Here is a 14,897-nt window from a genome sequence, read left to right on the forward strand (position 1 = left end):
TCAGGCGAGCACCGTGCTGAGGTCGTACGCCGCGGGGAGGTCGAGCTGCCCGAACGTGCAGGAGCGCGCCTCCCGGTCGGGCCGCCACCGCTCGAACTGCACGGTGTGCCGGAAGCGGTCCCCCTCCATCTGGTCGTACCGCACCTCGACCACGCGCCGCGGCTGCAGCCTGACGTAGGAGACGTCGCGCGCGGAGGCGAAGCGGCTGCGCTCGGTCTCGCCGAGCTCGGCCTGTCCTTCGCTGTTGCGCAGCACGTCGGCCTCGAGCTCATCGACGAGTTCCAGCCTCCGCTGGTCCGAGAACGCCGAGATTCCGCCGACGTTGCGCAGCTCGCCGTCGTCGTCGTACAGCCCGAGCAGCAGCGAACCGACCCCCTGGCCGGACTTGTGCACGCGGTACCCGAGGACCACGGTGTCGGCGCTGCGGTGGTGCTTGACCTTGAGCATGCGTCGCTTGTTCGGCTCGTACGCGGCGCCCAGTGGCTTCGCCACCACGCCGTCCAGGCCCGCACCCTCGAACTCGACGAGCCAGCGCCGCGCGAGGTCGACGTCGTGCGTGATCTGCGAGAGGTGGACCGGCGCCGAGAAGGACGCACCGACGGACTCCAGCGCGCTGCGCCGCTCGCCGAAGGGGACGCCCGTGAGGTCGTCGTCGCCGAGGGCGAGCAGGTCGAAGGCCACGAACGACGACGGCGTCTCGCCGGCGAGGAGGCGCACCCTGCTCTCCGCCGGGTGGATGCGCTGGGACAGGGCATCCCAGTCGAGCCGTTCCGCGCCGGGTTCGCCCCGCCGCACCACGATCTCGCCGTCCACGACACAGCGCCCTGGCAGGATCCGCAGCAGGGCCTCGACGAGTTCGGGGAAGTATCGCGTCAGTGCCTTCGAGCCGCGGCTGCCGATCTCGCAGGTGCCGTCCTCGATCTTGACGACGGCGCGGAAGCCGTCCCACTTGGGTTCGTACACCAGACCGCCGGGTGCACTGTCGGGTTCGGGGACGGCGCCCACGGCCTTGGCGAGCATCGGCTGGATGGGGAAGGGCAGGTCGGTCATGCCCTGATCGTGCCGTACGGGTCGTGCTCCTGGCTATCCGCGCTCCTGGGCTGCTCGCGGGCGCCTGGCTGCTCGCCAGCCGTGGCACGCGCTGCGGCGGCCCGGAGTGGCCGGGCCGCCGGTACGGGGCAGGCGGCTACGCGGTCTGGCCCTCGTGCGGGCCCTCCGCGATCTCCTCGAGGAGCTTGTCGTTGAAGGCGTCGAGGTCGCCCGGGTGGCGGCTGGTGACCAGGCCCTGGTCCACCACCACTTCCTCGTCGGTCCAGTTGGCTCCGGCGTTCTTCAGGTCGGTGGCGAGCGTGTGGTAGGAGGTGAGGTCGCGCCCGCTGACCACCCCGGCCTCGATGAGCAGCCAGGGTCCGTGGCAGATGGACGCGACGGGCTTGTGCTGCTCAAAGAACGCCCGCGTGAAGGCCTGGGCGTCCTTGTCGACGCGCAGGAAGTCGGCATTCACCACCCCGCCCGGCAGGACCAGGGCGTCGTAGTCGTCGGCGGACGCATCGGCGACCGCCAGGTCCACCTCGAACGTCTGGTCCTTGTCCACGCCGTCGAACCCCTGGAGCGTCCCCGTCTTGGGCGACACGAGCGTGGGGACACCGCCCGCCTCCTTGATCGCGTTCCAGGGACTGGTGAGTTCGATCTGCTCGACCCCGTCCGTCAGCAGGAATGCGACCTTCTTGCCTGAGATGTCGTGTTCGGACATGCTGTTCTCCCTTGCGTAGAGCGTGCGTGTCGTACGCATTCCACCCTAGGAACCCGCCAAACGATAAGCAAGCTGAGCAATCGGCCCTGCAGACACCCGGGAGTGGCGGCTCAGGACCGCTTCGGGCGGGCGCGCACGTGCATCCGCTCCCCCTGCTGGCCGAAGAGGCTGATGAGCTCGACGGGCTTCCCGTCCGCGCTCGCGAACCAGTGGGGGGTCCGCGTGTCGAACTCGGCGGCCTCCCCGGGGCCGAGCACGAAGTCGTTGTCGCCCAGCACGAGCCGCAGGGATCCGTCGAGGATGTAGAGCCACTCGTAGCCCTCGTGCACCTGGGGGTCGGGCTCCGTGCCGCGTGCGTCGCCCGCGAGCACCATCTTGTAGGCCTGCACCCCGCCGGGGCGGCGCGTCAGCGGGATCGCGGTCATGCCGTGGTGCGTGATGGGACGCAGGTGCACGCGGGGGTCCCCGGTGGGAGGCGCGCCGACGAGGTCGTCTAGCGGCACGCCGTACAGCCGGGCGATGGGCAGCAGGATCTCCAGGTTGGGGCGCCGCTGGCCCGACTCCAGGCGGGACAGCGTGCTCACGGAGATGCCGGAGGCGGCGGATACATCGCCGAGCGTCAGGCTGCGCTGGGTCCGCAGTGCGCGGAGGCGGGGTCCGACGGCGTCGAGCACTGTGTCGAGGTCCGATGACATACGACCATCTTGCCATAGCAGCAACAAAGATTGCTACTCTCACCACGTCCTGCGCATGCTTGATCCATCAGCACGAGAGAGAGGGATCCCATGACACCCACCAGCAGACCCCCGAAGGACCGGTACGACGTCGTCGTCATCGGAGGCGGAGCCGCGGGCCTGAGCGCCGCCGTCACGCTGGGCCGCGCACTCCGGTCCGTGGTCGTCCTCGACGACGGCAGGCCCCGCAACGCACCCGCCGAGGGGGTGCACGGCTTCCTGACCCGCGAGGGCATGAGCCCGCACGCCCTGCTCGACGTCGGCCGCGCCGAGGCCCGGTCCTTCGGTGCGACCCTCATGGATGCCTCCGCCGTCACGGCATCGCGCAGCAGCGAGGGCTTCACCGTGGGAATGGCCGACGGCGGGAGCGTGATCGGCCGGCGTCTGCTCGTCGCCACCGGCCTCACCGACGGACTGCCGCCCATCCCGGGGTTGCGGGAGCAGTGGGGTGCCGGCGTCGTGCACTGCCCCTACTGCCACGGGTACGAGATCCGCGGCCGGCGCATCGGCGTGCTCGGCACCGGCCCCCTGTCGGTCCACCAGGCCCTCCTGTTCCGGCAGTGGTCGGACGACATCACGCTCTTCCTCCACGACACCGTCGCGCCGACCGACGAGGACTGGGACCGGCTGGCAGCCCGCTCCATCCGCGTGGTCGACGGGCGCGTGGTCTCGGTGGATGCGGCCGATGGCGTCCTCACGGGTGTCACGCTGCAGGGCGGCCGTCAGATGGACCTGCAGGCCCTCGCCGTCGGGACCCGCATGGAGGCGCGCAGCGCCCTGCTCGAACCGCTCGGGCTCACGGCCCAGGAGCACCCGTCCGGCATGGGACATGCGCTCGACGGCGGTCCGATGGGGTCGACGGAGGTGCCGGGCCTCTACGTCGCCGGAAACGTCGCCAACCTGGCCGCGCAGGTGGTCGTCGCAGCGGCCGAAGGGACCATGGCGGGTGCCGCGATCAACGCGGACCTCGTGCAGGAGGAGACGGCGTGGGCCGTCGAAGGACTCCGCGGACCGTTCTCCGCCGCGCTGGAGGCGGAGGTCTCGGACCGCGTCCTCGGCGTGCGCCGGCACGGTCTGGGCGGCGATCTACCTGATGATCCGGCTGACGGTCTGGATGGCGGGGTGCATGATGGGGTGCATGACGGGGTGGCCGGCGTCGCCGCGCCCGCCGCACCCGCCGGGACGAAGGCTCGGGAAGGAGTCCGCAGTGCTGGTTGAGTACACGCAGGAGTTCTGGGACGACCGCTACCGGCAGCGGCCCCACATCTGGAGCGGCGAACCGAACCGCCAGCTCGTCGCCGTCGCGGAGGCACTGCCTCCTGGCAGGGCGCTCGACGTCGGCTGCGGAGAGGGTGCCGACGCCGTCTGGCTCGCCTCCCGCGGGTGGGACGTCCTCGGCGTCGACGTCTCCGAGGTGGCGATCGACCGGGCCCGCGCACAGGCGGAGGAACTCGACCCGTTGGTCGCGGGACGGCTCGACTGGCGTCGGGTGGACCTCCTGGCCGAACCGGACCTCCCGTCCGGCCTCGACCTCGTGTCCGCCCAGTTCCTGCACCTGCCCGAACCGGAGCACTCGAAGGTCTTCCGCTCGCTCGCGACGCTCGTCGGGGTGGGCGGCAGCTTCCTCGTCGTGGCCCACGACCCGTCGGACCTCCACTCCGGGGTGGGACGCCCCCACCAGGCCGACCTCTTCCACACACCGCAGGAGATCGCCGCGCTGCTCGACGACGCCTGGGACATCCGGGTCTGCGAGTCCCGCCCCCGCGTCGAGCGGTCGTCGGACGGCCGCGACGTGAGGATCAGCGACGCCGTGCTGCACGCGGTGCGCATCCGCTGAAGCATCCGCAAGATCCCGGGTGGGAGTGGGCACCGCGTGCACTCCCGCCCGGCCCGTCGGTACCCTCGACGGATGCAGTGGATCACCGAGCAGTACGTCAATTTCGCCAGCGTCATCGACGACGTGACACTCGCCCAGAACCGGATGACGAGCTCCATGCCGTTCGTGTACCCGCACTTCGCCTCGATGCCCGATGCCCACCTTGGCCTCGGCTGCGCCGTCGGGTCCGTCCTGCCGACCCTCGGCGCGATCATCCCGGCGGCGGTCGGCGTCGACATCGGCTGCGGCATGGTGGCCGTGCGTACGGACCACACGGCACAGGACGTGGCGCGCCTGGACCGCCGCGCGCTGCGGGAGGCCATCGAACGGGCCGTGCCCCTCTCGGCCGGCAACAACAACAAGCGCGTGAGCGCCACGGCGCAGCCGCGCATTGACACCCTCGAACAGGACGCCCGGTCCGCCGGCTTCGACCCGGCGAGCTACGTGAAGCAGTGGCGGCTGCAGCTCGGGACGCTCGGTTCGGGCAACCACTTCATCGAGGTCTCCCTCGACGAGGAGGACAACGTCTGGCTGTTCCTCCACTCGGGGTCGCGGGGCATCGGGAACCGGATCGCCCAGCACCACATCAGGGCGGCCCAGGACTACTGCGCCAGGCAGTCCATCACCCTCCCCCACCAGGACCTGGCCTACCTCGAGGAGGGGACGCCCGAGTTCGACCGCTACATCAGCGAGCTCCTGTGGGCGCAGAGGTTCGCCCTGCTCAACCGCGAGGAGATGATGGACCGCGTGGTGCGGCAGCTCACCGATTGGGTGGGCGTCCCGGTGATCGAGCGCGAGCGCATCAACTGCCACCACAACTACACGCACCGCGAGACGCACTACGGCAAGGACGTCTGGCTCTCCCGCAAGGGTGCCATCGCCGCCGACCCCGGACGCCCCGGACTCATCCCGGGATCCATGGGCACCCGCTCCTACGTGGTCACGGGCAAGGGCAACAGGGAGGCCATGAACTCCGCACCCCATGGGGCAGGCCGCGAATACTCCCGCAACAGGGCCCGCAAGACGTTCACCCAGGACCAGCTCCGCGCAGCGATGCGCGGCATCGAGTTCAGGGACACCCCGGCGTTCCTCGACGAGATCCCGGCAGCCTACAAGGACATCGACGTCGTCATGCAGGACGCGCGGGACCTCGTGGACGTCCGCCACACGCTCCGCCAGATCATCAACGTCAAGGGCGACTGACCGGCCCCGCCGGCGATGGGGGTGGCCGGTGATGGGGGTGGCCGCCGTTACGCTGACGCGATGTCCGTCCCGAGCGTGTCCTCATCCGATCCGATCGTCGTGGAGATCGCGGCGTCCGGCCCGCCGTGGTGGGAGATCGTCGGGGCCCTGGGGCCGTTCGCGGTCCTGCTCGCGGCGGCCCTGGCCACGGTGTCCGCCTTCGCGACGCTCAATCAGCGCGCGGCGGCGGACCGCGCCGCGCTCGAGCAGAAGAGGCGCGCCGACGACCGCGCGGAGTGGTGGCGCCGCACCCAGTGGGCCATCGACGCCGCCACGTCCCTCGATCCGATCCGGCAGGAGGCGGGCGTGGAGGCGCTGCTGCAGCTCTCCTACAGCGAACTGGCCACCGAGGAGGACCGGCTGATCCTCGACGCGATCTGGGTGGGCAATCCCGTGGTCAACCCCGAGGACCAGGGTGCTGGACTGCCCCGGGGCGGTGCCGGACAATGGGACGAGGGCCGGCGACCGGAGGAGGACCGATGACCGATACGGCACGGGCACCGGAAGTGCCTGCCGGTCAGGGCGACCGGCGACCGGCCGACACCCCCCGCGTGACGGCGGCGAAGGCGCGCCTCCGCGTCGCCCTCGATGAGCAGCTCGGCCGCGACACCCCGCAGTCCGTCAAGGACGCGGCGGCAGCCAAACGTTGACGGCCCGATGACATCGGGCTGACATCCCCGACGGCTTCCCAGTCGAGCCCGACAGGCTCAGGGGCCGCGTCGCGTTGTACTGGTCAGTTGTCCGGGGTGGGCAACGATGATGCGGCCGAGCAGGAGGATGCGGCGGTGGCACGTTCCAGTCCGCGATGATTGTGCGCGCCCCATTCCGTCTGAACGGTTGGACCAGGAGGACACTCGAGCGACGGGATGCAGGACATGGGACGGATCAGCGTTACCGAGAGCATCACGCTGGACGGCGTCATGCAGGGCCTCGGCCGGCCTGACGAGGACACACGCGGCGGCTTCACCCATGGTGGGTGGGGCGATGGCTATCAGGATCAGGTGTCCCTGCAGTTCATGAGCGAAGGCATGGCCGGAGGCGGGGTGATGCTGTTCGGGCGACGGACCTATGAGGACGTGCTCGGCCACTGGACGTCGGTCACCGAACCCAATCCGTTCACCGACTACCTCACGCAGGTGCAGAAGTACGTGGTGTCCCGCTCGGCCGCCGCCGGGCTGGAGTATCCGAATTCGGTCTTGCTCGGTGGCGATGCCCGTCGGACGGTGCGCCGACTGAAGGACGACACGGACGCGGACATCACGATCCTCGGAAGCGGCGAGCTGGTCCGCGCCCTGCAGGAGGCGGATCTCGTGGACGAGTACATCCTCCAGATCCATCCGATCGTGCTCGGATCGGGCTCCACGCTGTTCGGGGCCTCCGACCGCAGGAACCTGACGCTCCTGCGGTCGGTCACCACGACCACCGGCGTCATCATCGCGCACTATGCCGTCGACCGGCCCTCCTAGGGGACAGCGCCGGGAGCTGCCGGATTCGAGCCGGAACATGACTATCGGGTTCGAACGGGGCCGGAAGAGCGTGGGGTAGGAACAACCTGTGGGATATTGCCGAAGTGCTCGGGGCGCCAGTGCAGGAACTGCTCGATCCGACTGGGAGTGATCGACTCAGCCCGGAAGTCACGTGAGGCCGTAGCACCCTCCCCCGGGGGTCACCGCTTGCGCCTGGGCCTGGGCTTCCGCTTCCGCGTCCGCGTCCGCGTCCGCATGGTGTGGATCAGTCCGAGTACGGCGTTCGTCAGGTGCACCGTTGCGCCGACTGCGCGTAGCCATTCGCGCAGGTGCGTCGGGTCGATGGTGTTCAGGAGGTCGAGCATGGTGTTCCGATGTTCGTTCGGGTAGGGGCCCAGGAGGAGAGGGCCAACCGCCGCTGACCTACCCATCCCTTCCCTCTCAAACATGCGTAGACGCTCCGACCACGGCTCTCAGACCCTTCCGATCGACTTCCGGTCACGGCTGTCAGACATTCCCGCTACCATATCCACACGATAATGTTCGTTATCGTGTGGATATGGATCTAGAGACGCAAGTCGCCCGATACGCCAACACCCGGTGGCACGAGCGGACGCTCGCAGCATGGAAGCTCTCCCTCCCCTCATCACCGCACACCCGCCGCGCGTACACGCGAACCATCTCGCAGTTCTGTCAGTGGCTCGATGAGCACGATCTGGACTTGCTCCATGTGGAGCGGGTACACGTGAATAGGTACAGGCACTTGCTGACCGGGGCGCCGGCCACCGTGGCACAGAAGCTCGCAGCGGTCTCGAGCTTCTACCGCTACGCGGTCTCAGCCGACCTGATCGTGTCCAACCCCGTGGAGTCGGTGCAGCGCCCCAAGGTCCCTACTGATCACTCGGCTGTCCCGGGTCTCACCACGACCCAGGCTCGCGCGCTCCTGAACTCGGCACGATCAGACGGCGCCCGCTCCCACGCGCTGGTGAGTCTGCTTCTGTTCACCGGAATTCCCCTCAGTGAAGCCCTCAATGCGAGAGCCTCGGATTACGGGAACGACGGCGGCCATCGGACACTGGCGGTCCGGCGCAGGGGTGAGATGCGCGCCAAGGTGGCCGTGCCGGCTCCCGCCGCCGAAGCCCTCGATGCCTATCTTGGAGGAACCGGGCAGGAGCTGATGGCTGCGCCAGAGGCGGACGTGCCGATCTTCACCACGGCAACAGGCAAGTGCTGGGCGGCGTCAGAAGCATTCCGAACCGTGCAGCGGCTGGCCCGCCTCGCGGGCATCGACGGAACAATCAGCCCTCGCAGTCTTCGGCACGCATTCGCCACTATCGCCCTGGACTCGGGCACTGCGCTCCACGATTTGCAGGACAGTATGGGGCACGCTGATCCACGCACCACGCGCCGGTACAATCGGGCACGGCACAACCTTATGAATTCAGCTGGATACGACGTGGCGAAAGCGCTTGCTCGCTGATGGCATGCCCCTTACCCACTTGAATCGACCAGTTCGCGCCCTCCGTCAGACACCGATGTTGCGTGACCACCTCACTCCCTGCTGAAGATCCCGAGACTGGACTAACAGTGGTAGTAGGTTGCCTGCTGCTGAGAGTATCCACTGTCGGCGCGGGCATCGCCTGAAGAAGGCATCGCCCGACTTGTCATAAAAGGGACCATAGGCGCGAAAACTCGTCCACCAATCTCTCCTGGCGGCTGTCGAGAATCTCCGGTGTCCACTCGGACGTTGCGTTGACTTGAATCGTCGAGGTGAATAGGGGGAATCATTAGGCCCAGAAGAATACTTTGACTTCTTGTGATCGAACTCGCGATCGGACGCCTCGGCATTCCCCGCCATTGAAGACGCCGCCCGGACCGGTACGCGTATCGAGGTTGCCGCATGGACCGACGGAACCGGGTTCAAGGGCAGCCTCGCCACGGCGCCGGCCGCCTCGGGTTGCAATGCCGGCGTGCACTCGAAGGCGAACCGTCCCTGCGCATAAGCGAAGCATGGGATGCAGTGACCTGAGTATGGATCCGCAGGACGCAGGACCCTGCTCCCGCCAGCACAAGGTCCTGAATCGTTGATGCGCAAGGGCATTCGACCGTGCGCTTCTGGCCTGAGCGCCCCCGCCGTGCAGTATGAAGTTCCCTCGACGATTCCTCAGGAAGATCACCGGCCAAGAGCAGGGGCAGGCTTCGGCGGTAGGCCTACATCCGGTCTCGAGCAGGACCGTCTGCAGGTTCCTATCCGGTGCATACTCGAACATGTCCAATCTTCCGTGGGAAGCACTGGTTGCTCTGTTGGGCGTCATTGCGGTTTCCCTCCCACAGGTGACATCGCGAGCTAGGCTGACACACCGGATCTCCTTTTGGACATCACAGGTGCAGGCGTTGAAGCCCGGACACGAGCGAAAAATCGCCGACAGCCTGCGTCGTGACGCGACCGCCCGTCTGCTGGCGTTAGAGGCCTATCCCGCTGTGCGTCTTCTCGGACCGCTATACCTTGCCGTCGTAGGAGTTTCCATCAGTATCTTGATCGGCATGTCAGCGTCAGAATCATACGATTTTCTTGATAACACGTACATGACGGAAAAGATCATACACCTCGGCATAATGCCAGCCTTCTTGGGCATGCTGGTTGGAGTAGCTGTAATGAATATCGGGAAAGTGATCCGCCTGCGTCAGCTTGTCGTAACGCAGTATCTTCAGGGCGATATAGTCATCCGACCCGAGCAGCAACAAGACGAGTTGGTGACGACAGCCCAGGTGAATGGCAGCGTCATAGGCTCGATTGGCTTATGCGTGTTCCTAGTCGATCGGACAGCGTGGATTGTCGACCCAGATCGCCCTCCAGTAGTTCTTAACTTCTTTTCCGTCCTTGGAGGCCTATTCCTCATCGGTGGCTACGTGGTGGCTCAGTCGCTCTTCACGGATAAAGCTTTGACACGTGAATATCCCCGGACTCCCGACGTCAAGGTGCCAGCCAGGAGCAGTACAAAGAAGGACAGTGCGACGAAAGACCAAGGCCTCAATGGGTCCTAAGCCTCGTCTTGTTCGTGGACTTACGAAAAAGACGCAATTCATCCACCCATTCGATCAGGCCGCTGTTCTTATAGGCGATACGAGGACTCCGGTAACAGTAGTAACCCCCGACATCGACGGCTCTCCAGCACCAACATCCGCCCGGCCACCGAACGGACTCCATGGTGTAGGTCCTCCATGTGTGAATGAGCCACACCATGACCCTATTGACTGCTACAGCTACGCCAACCAACGGCACGCACAGCACCCTTGCCTGTAACGGGTTGGAGCCGGAGCTACCCTCAAGCAACCCGTCTCGCTGGAACCGATTGCACTGTCCCGCCCGGTCGCGCCATATGCGCCGTTATCGGCAGTGATCGGGTGCGGGACCTGAGGCGGCTATGGGGGGGCGACAGGGCACTGATCGGGTGCCACCGTGAATCCGGCTTTCTGCAGTTCAGGCACCTACTCACCATGATCGTGAGTAGTGCCCTGCTGTTGCAGGGACAGGATTTGAACCTGTGACCTCTGGGTTATGAGCCAAGCGAGCTACCGAACTGCTCCACCCCGCGGCGCATAGTCGACCCTACGCACTACACGAGGAAGACACCAATCAAGGCCACTCCAGGAGCCAGAGCGTTCGAACTGATTCCCGAGGATCCGGTCACGTTCAGGGACGGCGGGAGTATTCCCCGCCCGGAGAGCTCTCCTCGAGCCGACGGTGGACGCGCACCGCCTCTACCGCCGCAGGCTCAGTCCGACGTTGCTGTGAGGGATTGGAGCCAATGCAGCATCAGTGGTGCAACTTCCCGCAGTGACTCGAATGACGCTGAGCTGGTCCTCGACATCACTCCTCGACCCGGGCGTCTGCGCTTTGGTTCTGCGCCGGCAACCCACCCGCCCGGGCTACGTACGCCGTCATGGCGGTGCAGTGTTCCCACCACACCTGCTCCCGACTCCGCCGGAAGCGGCGCCGGTCGCTACTGAGTGCGTACCGGTCGTGGATCGACCAGCATCGGTCGAACCATCCCCGGATCCCGGCCGACCTGCCGGCAGACAGCCCAGTGCACCACGGAGGCTCGCCCGGGCCGTGTGGTGCGGGCGTACCTGCGCGAGAAGTATCCGGACCATGTTCTGGGCGAGCATTGGGAACTCGATGAGGACCAGGCTGCTGACGTCCTGGCCCATGCTTCCCGGAGCCGGGCACTGTGACGAGCGAACGAGTTGAGATTCCTCGCTGACAGCTCCCCTGAGGCGATGAGCGCCCGGATGGTGTTGTGCTTGGTGTTGAGCTCGTCAGCGACCCGCTGCAGGGTGAGGACGCGCAGCGTCCCGGGCGGCTCCTCGCTCGAGATGTGGACTTTCATGGCACCGGATGCCGTCCCCGATGACCAGAACATCCTGAAGCCAGCCACCACCTGAGGAATCTGCAAGATCCTCAGGGATCGTGTTGCGCTTCGACGCGCCTTCCAACCCGGGGAAAAACAGAAAGACCCCGGAATCTCGAGGATTCCGGGGTCTTGCCTGTAGCGGTGGTGGGACTCGATCCCACGACCTCACGATTATGAGTCGTGCGCTCTAACCAGCTGAGCTACACCGCCCTAAATGAGGCTGCCCGCACCGATCGGATGATCGTCACGGGCCCCTCATTCATGAGCCCCCCACCGGAATCGATCCGGTGACCTCGTTCTTACCAAGAACGCGCTCTACCACTGAGCTAGGGGGGCAACAGCAAGAAACTTTACCAGTTCCCTGCCGCTGGTGTGAAATCGACAGCCGCCCCGAAGGACGGACCCCTGATTCCGCATCGGACCCGTGCACGCACGGGTCCGATGGGGTTGCCTAGCTAGGTTCTACCACTGCTCGGACTGCGCGGAGGAGCGTCCCGAGCCGGCACCGGCGCCCTTCGCGGAGCGGGGCTTGCGGTTGGCGTCCCCGGAGAACCGGGTGTCGCCGTCGCGCTTCGGGAAGTCCTTCTTGAAGGGCTTCTTGAACTCGCCCGCACCGCGGTTGCCCGCGGGCTTGCGTCCCTTGTCGAGCTCGAGGTGGATGAGCTCCCCGCCGATGCGCGTCTTGGAGAGCGCCCGCAGCTGGTCCGTGGACAGGTCCGCGGGCAGCTCCACGAGGCTGTGGTCGGCGCGGATGTCGATGCCGCCGATCTGCGAGGAGGACAGTCCGCCCTCGTTGGCGATCGCACCGACGATCGAGCCCGGCATCACCCGCTGGCGACGGCCGACCGCGATGCGGTAGGTGGCGTTGCCCTCGGTGAGCGTGCGCGTCGGGCCACGGGAGCCGAAGGCGTCCTTGCGGCCCTCGGCCCGCTCGCGCTGTCCGGCGGGAGCGACGGGGATGTCCTGGACGAGGATCGGCTGGCCGCCCTGCGCCATGACGGCAAGGGCTGCAGCGATCTCGCTGGCCGGGACGTCGTGCTCACGCTCGTACGTGGCGATGAGGTCGCGGAACAGTGCGACGTCCTTGCCTGCCAGCGTCTGGGTGATCTTGTCCGCGAACTTGCTGAGGCGCAGTTCGTTGATCTTCTCCGTGGAGGGCAGCTGCATCTGCTCGACCGGCTGGCGCGTGGCCTTCTCGATCGAACGCAGCAGGTACTTCTCGCGAGGCGTGATGAAGAGGATCGCGTCACCTGAACGTCCTGCACGGCCGGTGCGGCCGATGCGGTGGACGTAGGACTCCGTGTCGTTCGGGATGTCGTAGTTCACGACGAGCGAGATGCGCTCCACGTCCAGCCCACGGGCGGCGACGTCCGTGGCGACGAGGATGTCGATCTTGCCGTCGCGGAGTGCCTCGACGGTGCGCTCGCGCTGCTGCTGGGGAATGTCGCCGTTGATGGCCGCGGCCGAGAAGCCCCGTGAACGCAACTTGTCCGCCAGGTCTTCGGTGGCCGCCTTGGTGCGGACGAAGGCGATGATGCCGTCGTAGTCCTCCACCTCGAGGATGCGGGTCATCGCATCGAGTTTGTGCGGGCCCATGACCTGCAGGTAGCGCTGGCGCGTGTTGGTGCCCGTCGTGGTCTTGCCCTTGACCGAGATCTCGGCCGGATCGTTCAGGTACTTCTTCGCGATGCGGCGGATGGCCGGCGGCATGGTCGCGGAGAACAGTGCAACCTGCTTCTCCGCCGGCGTCGAGGCGAGGATCTTCTCGACGTCCTCGGCGAAGCCCATGCGCAGCATCTCGTCGGCCTCGTCGAGCACGACGTACTCGAGGTTGGAGAGGTCCAGGGACCCCTTCTCGATGTGGTCGATCACGCGGCCGGGGGTACCGACGACGACCTGCGCGCCACGGCGGAGGCCGTTGAGCTGGGGCCCGTAGGGTGATCCGCCGTAGACGGGGAGGACGGTGAAGCCCTCCATGTGCTTTGCGTAGGACGTGAAGGCGTCGGCCACCTGCAGCGCTAGTTCACGGGTCGGTGCGAGTACCAGGACCTGCGTGTTCTTGCTGGGGCCACCGTTGACATCGGCCAGTTCCGCCATCTTCGACAGTGCCGGGACAGCGAACGCGGCGGTCTTGCCGGTACCGGTCTGCGCCAGGCCCACGACGTCGCGGCCTTCGAGCAGCGCGGGGATGGTCGCTGCCTGGATGGGTGAGGGCTTCTCGTAACCGAGGTCGGTCAGCGCGGCGAGGATGCGGCCGTCGAGGTTGAGCTCCGTGAAGCGGATGGTCACGCCGTCGTCGTCGGACTGCGCTGCGGGAACCGCTGCGGTGGTCTCGGAGACGGGAGTGGTGTCGATGATCTGCTCGGACAGGTTTTCAGGCACGGAAAGAATTCCTTCAGGTAGGTGCCGGACGGCCTGACAGGAAGGAGCCCGCAGTGCCGAATGAACATGGAAATCCGGCGCTGTTTCAATCCCGAGGCCGAACTTCCTCGTCACACCGTGGTCTCTGCTCTCACAGCAGTGATGTGTGACTTTTCTTCGCCGGCGCTCCCTGATGAATCTGCTCGCGAGTCTGTGCTCCGAGCCCCAACACAACCTATCCGGCCCCGAGGGGCGGAAATAAAGGGAATACCGGTGTGGGGGATATCTCCAGTCTACGGCACGCCCGCCCCCGGCCCGTCATCGGGGACGGCGTCGGACGCGTGACCTTCGGCACGTCAGGCCGGCGAGGCGACCCGGAGTCCCTGCAGTGCGGCCTTCCGCACCTGCGGCGTGAGGGCGAGAGACCCGGCCGCCGCGGCGTCGAGCAGCCGCTGTGCCTGCTCCCCGTCGAGTCCCGCGTACACCTGCGCCGCCGTGATGCCGTGGTCGGGGACGCTGATGAGCCTGACGGCGTCGCCCGCCGCGATGCTGCCCTTCGTCACGACGCTGAGGTACGTTCCGACGCGGTTGGCTTCGGCGAAACGCCGCACCCAGGACCGCTCCCCCAGGTAGCGGGCGAAGTTCACGCACGGCGTGCGCGGCATGGTCGTCTCGAGCACAACCTGGTCCCCGATGGCCCATCGCTCGCCGATCACGGCGTTCGAGGCGTCGATGCCGGCCACGCGCAGGTTCTCCCCGAAGAGCCCCGGCGGGATGTCGCGGCCGAGTTCACGGGCCCAGAACTCGGCGTCGTCCTGCGCATAGGCGTAGAGGGCCTTCGTGGGGCCGCCGTGGTGCTTGCGACTGGCTTGGACGTCGCCGGTGAGTCCGAGTGGGTGCACGGTGACCGGACCGTCGACCGGCCGCTTGTCGATCGCGGTCACCCCTGTGGAATCCTTCGTGGGCAGCAGCGCGTGCACGCGGCAGACGGCGAGGAGGGAGCCAGTGGTCATGGCGACCATCCTAAGCGGCGCCGTGCGCGTCAGGGCC

At 67.0% G+C, this 14,897-nt stretch carries 14 protein-coding genes and 3 tRNA genes; 8 read left to right on the forward strand and 9 right to left on the reverse strand.

Annotation, left to right across the window (positions count from 1 at the left end; genetic code table 11):
• From AC4D2C_RS08830 to AC4D2C_RS08840, 3 genes are all read right to left on the reverse strand, one after another.
• The gene (locus AC4D2C_RS08830; protein WP_490914194.1) at positions 1-1,050 is read right to left on the reverse strand and encodes an ATP-dependent DNA ligase; all 1,050 of its coding nucleotides are present in this window, start codon (positions 1,048-1,050) and stop codon (positions 1-3) included.
• 136 nt (positions 1,051-1,186) lie between these two features.
• Positions 1,187-1,753, reverse strand: coding sequence for a type 1 glutamine amidotransferase domain-containing protein (locus AC4D2C_RS08835; RefSeq protein WP_490907251.1), 567 nt, complete (start codon positions 1,751-1,753; stop codon positions 1,187-1,189).
• A gap of 110 nt (positions 1,754-1,863) precedes the next feature.
• On the reverse strand, positions 1,864-2,448 hold the full coding sequence (locus AC4D2C_RS08840; RefSeq protein WP_490914195.1) for a helix-turn-helix domain-containing protein: 585 nt from the start codon (positions 2,446-2,448) through the stop codon (positions 1,864-1,866).
• A 90-nt stretch (positions 2,449-2,538) separates the two neighbouring features.
• Between AC4D2C_RS08840 and AC4D2C_RS08845 the strand changes: the two genes are divergently transcribed.
• The 6 genes from AC4D2C_RS08845 (at position 2,539) to AC4D2C_RS08870 (ending at position 7,071) form a co-directional block, all read left to right on the forward strand.
• Entirely contained in the window at positions 2,539-3,705 is a 1,167-nt protein-coding gene (locus AC4D2C_RS08845; RefSeq protein ID WP_490914197.1) for an NAD(P)/FAD-dependent oxidoreductase, read from the forward strand.
• Complete coding sequence (locus AC4D2C_RS08850) at positions 3,695-4,324, forward strand: class I SAM-dependent methyltransferase (RefSeq protein ID WP_490914199.1); 630 nt, start codon at positions 3,695-3,697, stop codon at positions 4,322-4,324. Before AC4D2C_RS08845 ends, AC4D2C_RS08850 begins: the two co-directional genes overlap by 11 nt.
• 72 nt (positions 4,325-4,396) lie before the next feature.
• Positions 4,397-5,566, forward strand: a complete 1,170-nt coding sequence (locus AC4D2C_RS08855) for an RtcB family protein (protein ID WP_490914201.1) — start codon at positions 4,397-4,399, stop codon at positions 5,564-5,566.
• A 60-nt stretch (positions 5,567-5,626) separates the two neighbouring features.
• A complete protein-coding gene (locus tag AC4D2C_RS08860) occupies positions 5,627-6,088 on the forward strand; it encodes a hypothetical protein (protein ID WP_490914203.1) in 462 nt (153 codons plus the stop codon).
• Entirely contained in the window at positions 6,085-6,255 is a 171-nt protein-coding gene (locus AC4D2C_RS08865; RefSeq protein ID WP_490907229.1) for a hypothetical protein, read from the forward strand. Before AC4D2C_RS08860 ends, AC4D2C_RS08865 begins: the two co-directional genes overlap by 4 nt.
• Before the next feature lie 225 nt (positions 6,256-6,480).
• On the forward strand, positions 6,481-7,071 hold the full coding sequence (locus tag AC4D2C_RS08870) for a dihydrofolate reductase family protein (protein ID WP_490907227.1): 591 nt from the start codon (positions 6,481-6,483) through the stop codon (positions 7,069-7,071).
• Between the two features lie 200 nt (positions 7,072-7,271).
• Here AC4D2C_RS08870 and AC4D2C_RS08875 read toward each other — a convergent pair whose 3' ends face one another.
• On the reverse strand, positions 7,272-7,436 hold the full coding sequence (locus AC4D2C_RS08875) for a hypothetical protein (protein WP_490914205.1): 165 nt from the start codon (positions 7,434-7,436) through the stop codon (positions 7,272-7,274).
• A gap of 194 nt (positions 7,437-7,630) precedes the next feature.
• Between AC4D2C_RS08875 and AC4D2C_RS08880 the strand changes: the two genes are divergently transcribed.
• Both AC4D2C_RS08880 and AC4D2C_RS08885 read left to right on the forward strand, forming a co-directional pair.
• Entirely contained in the window at positions 7,631-8,551 is a 921-nt protein-coding gene (locus AC4D2C_RS08880) for a tyrosine-type recombinase/integrase (RefSeq protein ID WP_490914207.1), read from the forward strand.
• A 788-nt stretch (positions 8,552-9,339) separates the two neighbouring features.
• Entirely contained in the window at positions 9,340-10,116 is a 777-nt protein-coding gene (locus AC4D2C_RS08885) for a hypothetical protein (RefSeq protein ID WP_490914209.1), read from the forward strand.
• Positions 10,117-10,593: 477 nt separating this feature from the next.
• Here the strand turns inward: AC4D2C_RS08885 and AC4D2C_RS08890 are convergent.
• The 5 genes from AC4D2C_RS08890 to AC4D2C_RS08910 form a co-directional block, all read right to left on the reverse strand.
• A tRNA-Met gene (locus AC4D2C_RS08890) sits at positions 10,594-10,667 on the reverse strand.
• A gap of 955 nt (positions 10,668-11,622) precedes the next feature.
• Positions 11,623-11,696 (reverse strand) — tRNA-Met (locus AC4D2C_RS08895).
• Between the two features lie 54 nt (positions 11,697-11,750).
• Positions 11,751-11,822 (reverse strand) — tRNA-Thr (locus AC4D2C_RS08900).
• Between the two features lie 126 nt (positions 11,823-11,948).
• On the reverse strand, positions 11,949-13,868 hold the full coding sequence (locus tag AC4D2C_RS08905) for a DEAD/DEAH box helicase (protein ID WP_490907216.1): 1,920 nt from the start codon (positions 13,866-13,868) through the stop codon (positions 11,949-11,951).
• A 335-nt stretch (positions 13,869-14,203) separates the two neighbouring features.
• Positions 14,204-14,860: an MOSC domain-containing protein gene (locus AC4D2C_RS08910; protein ID WP_490914211.1), complete on the reverse strand. Its 657-nt coding sequence runs from the start codon at positions 14,858-14,860 to the stop codon at positions 14,204-14,206.
• Between the last annotated feature and the right edge of the window lie 37 nt (positions 14,861-14,897).

This window comes from Arthrobacter sp. TJ-240 (genome assembly GCF_058269195.1).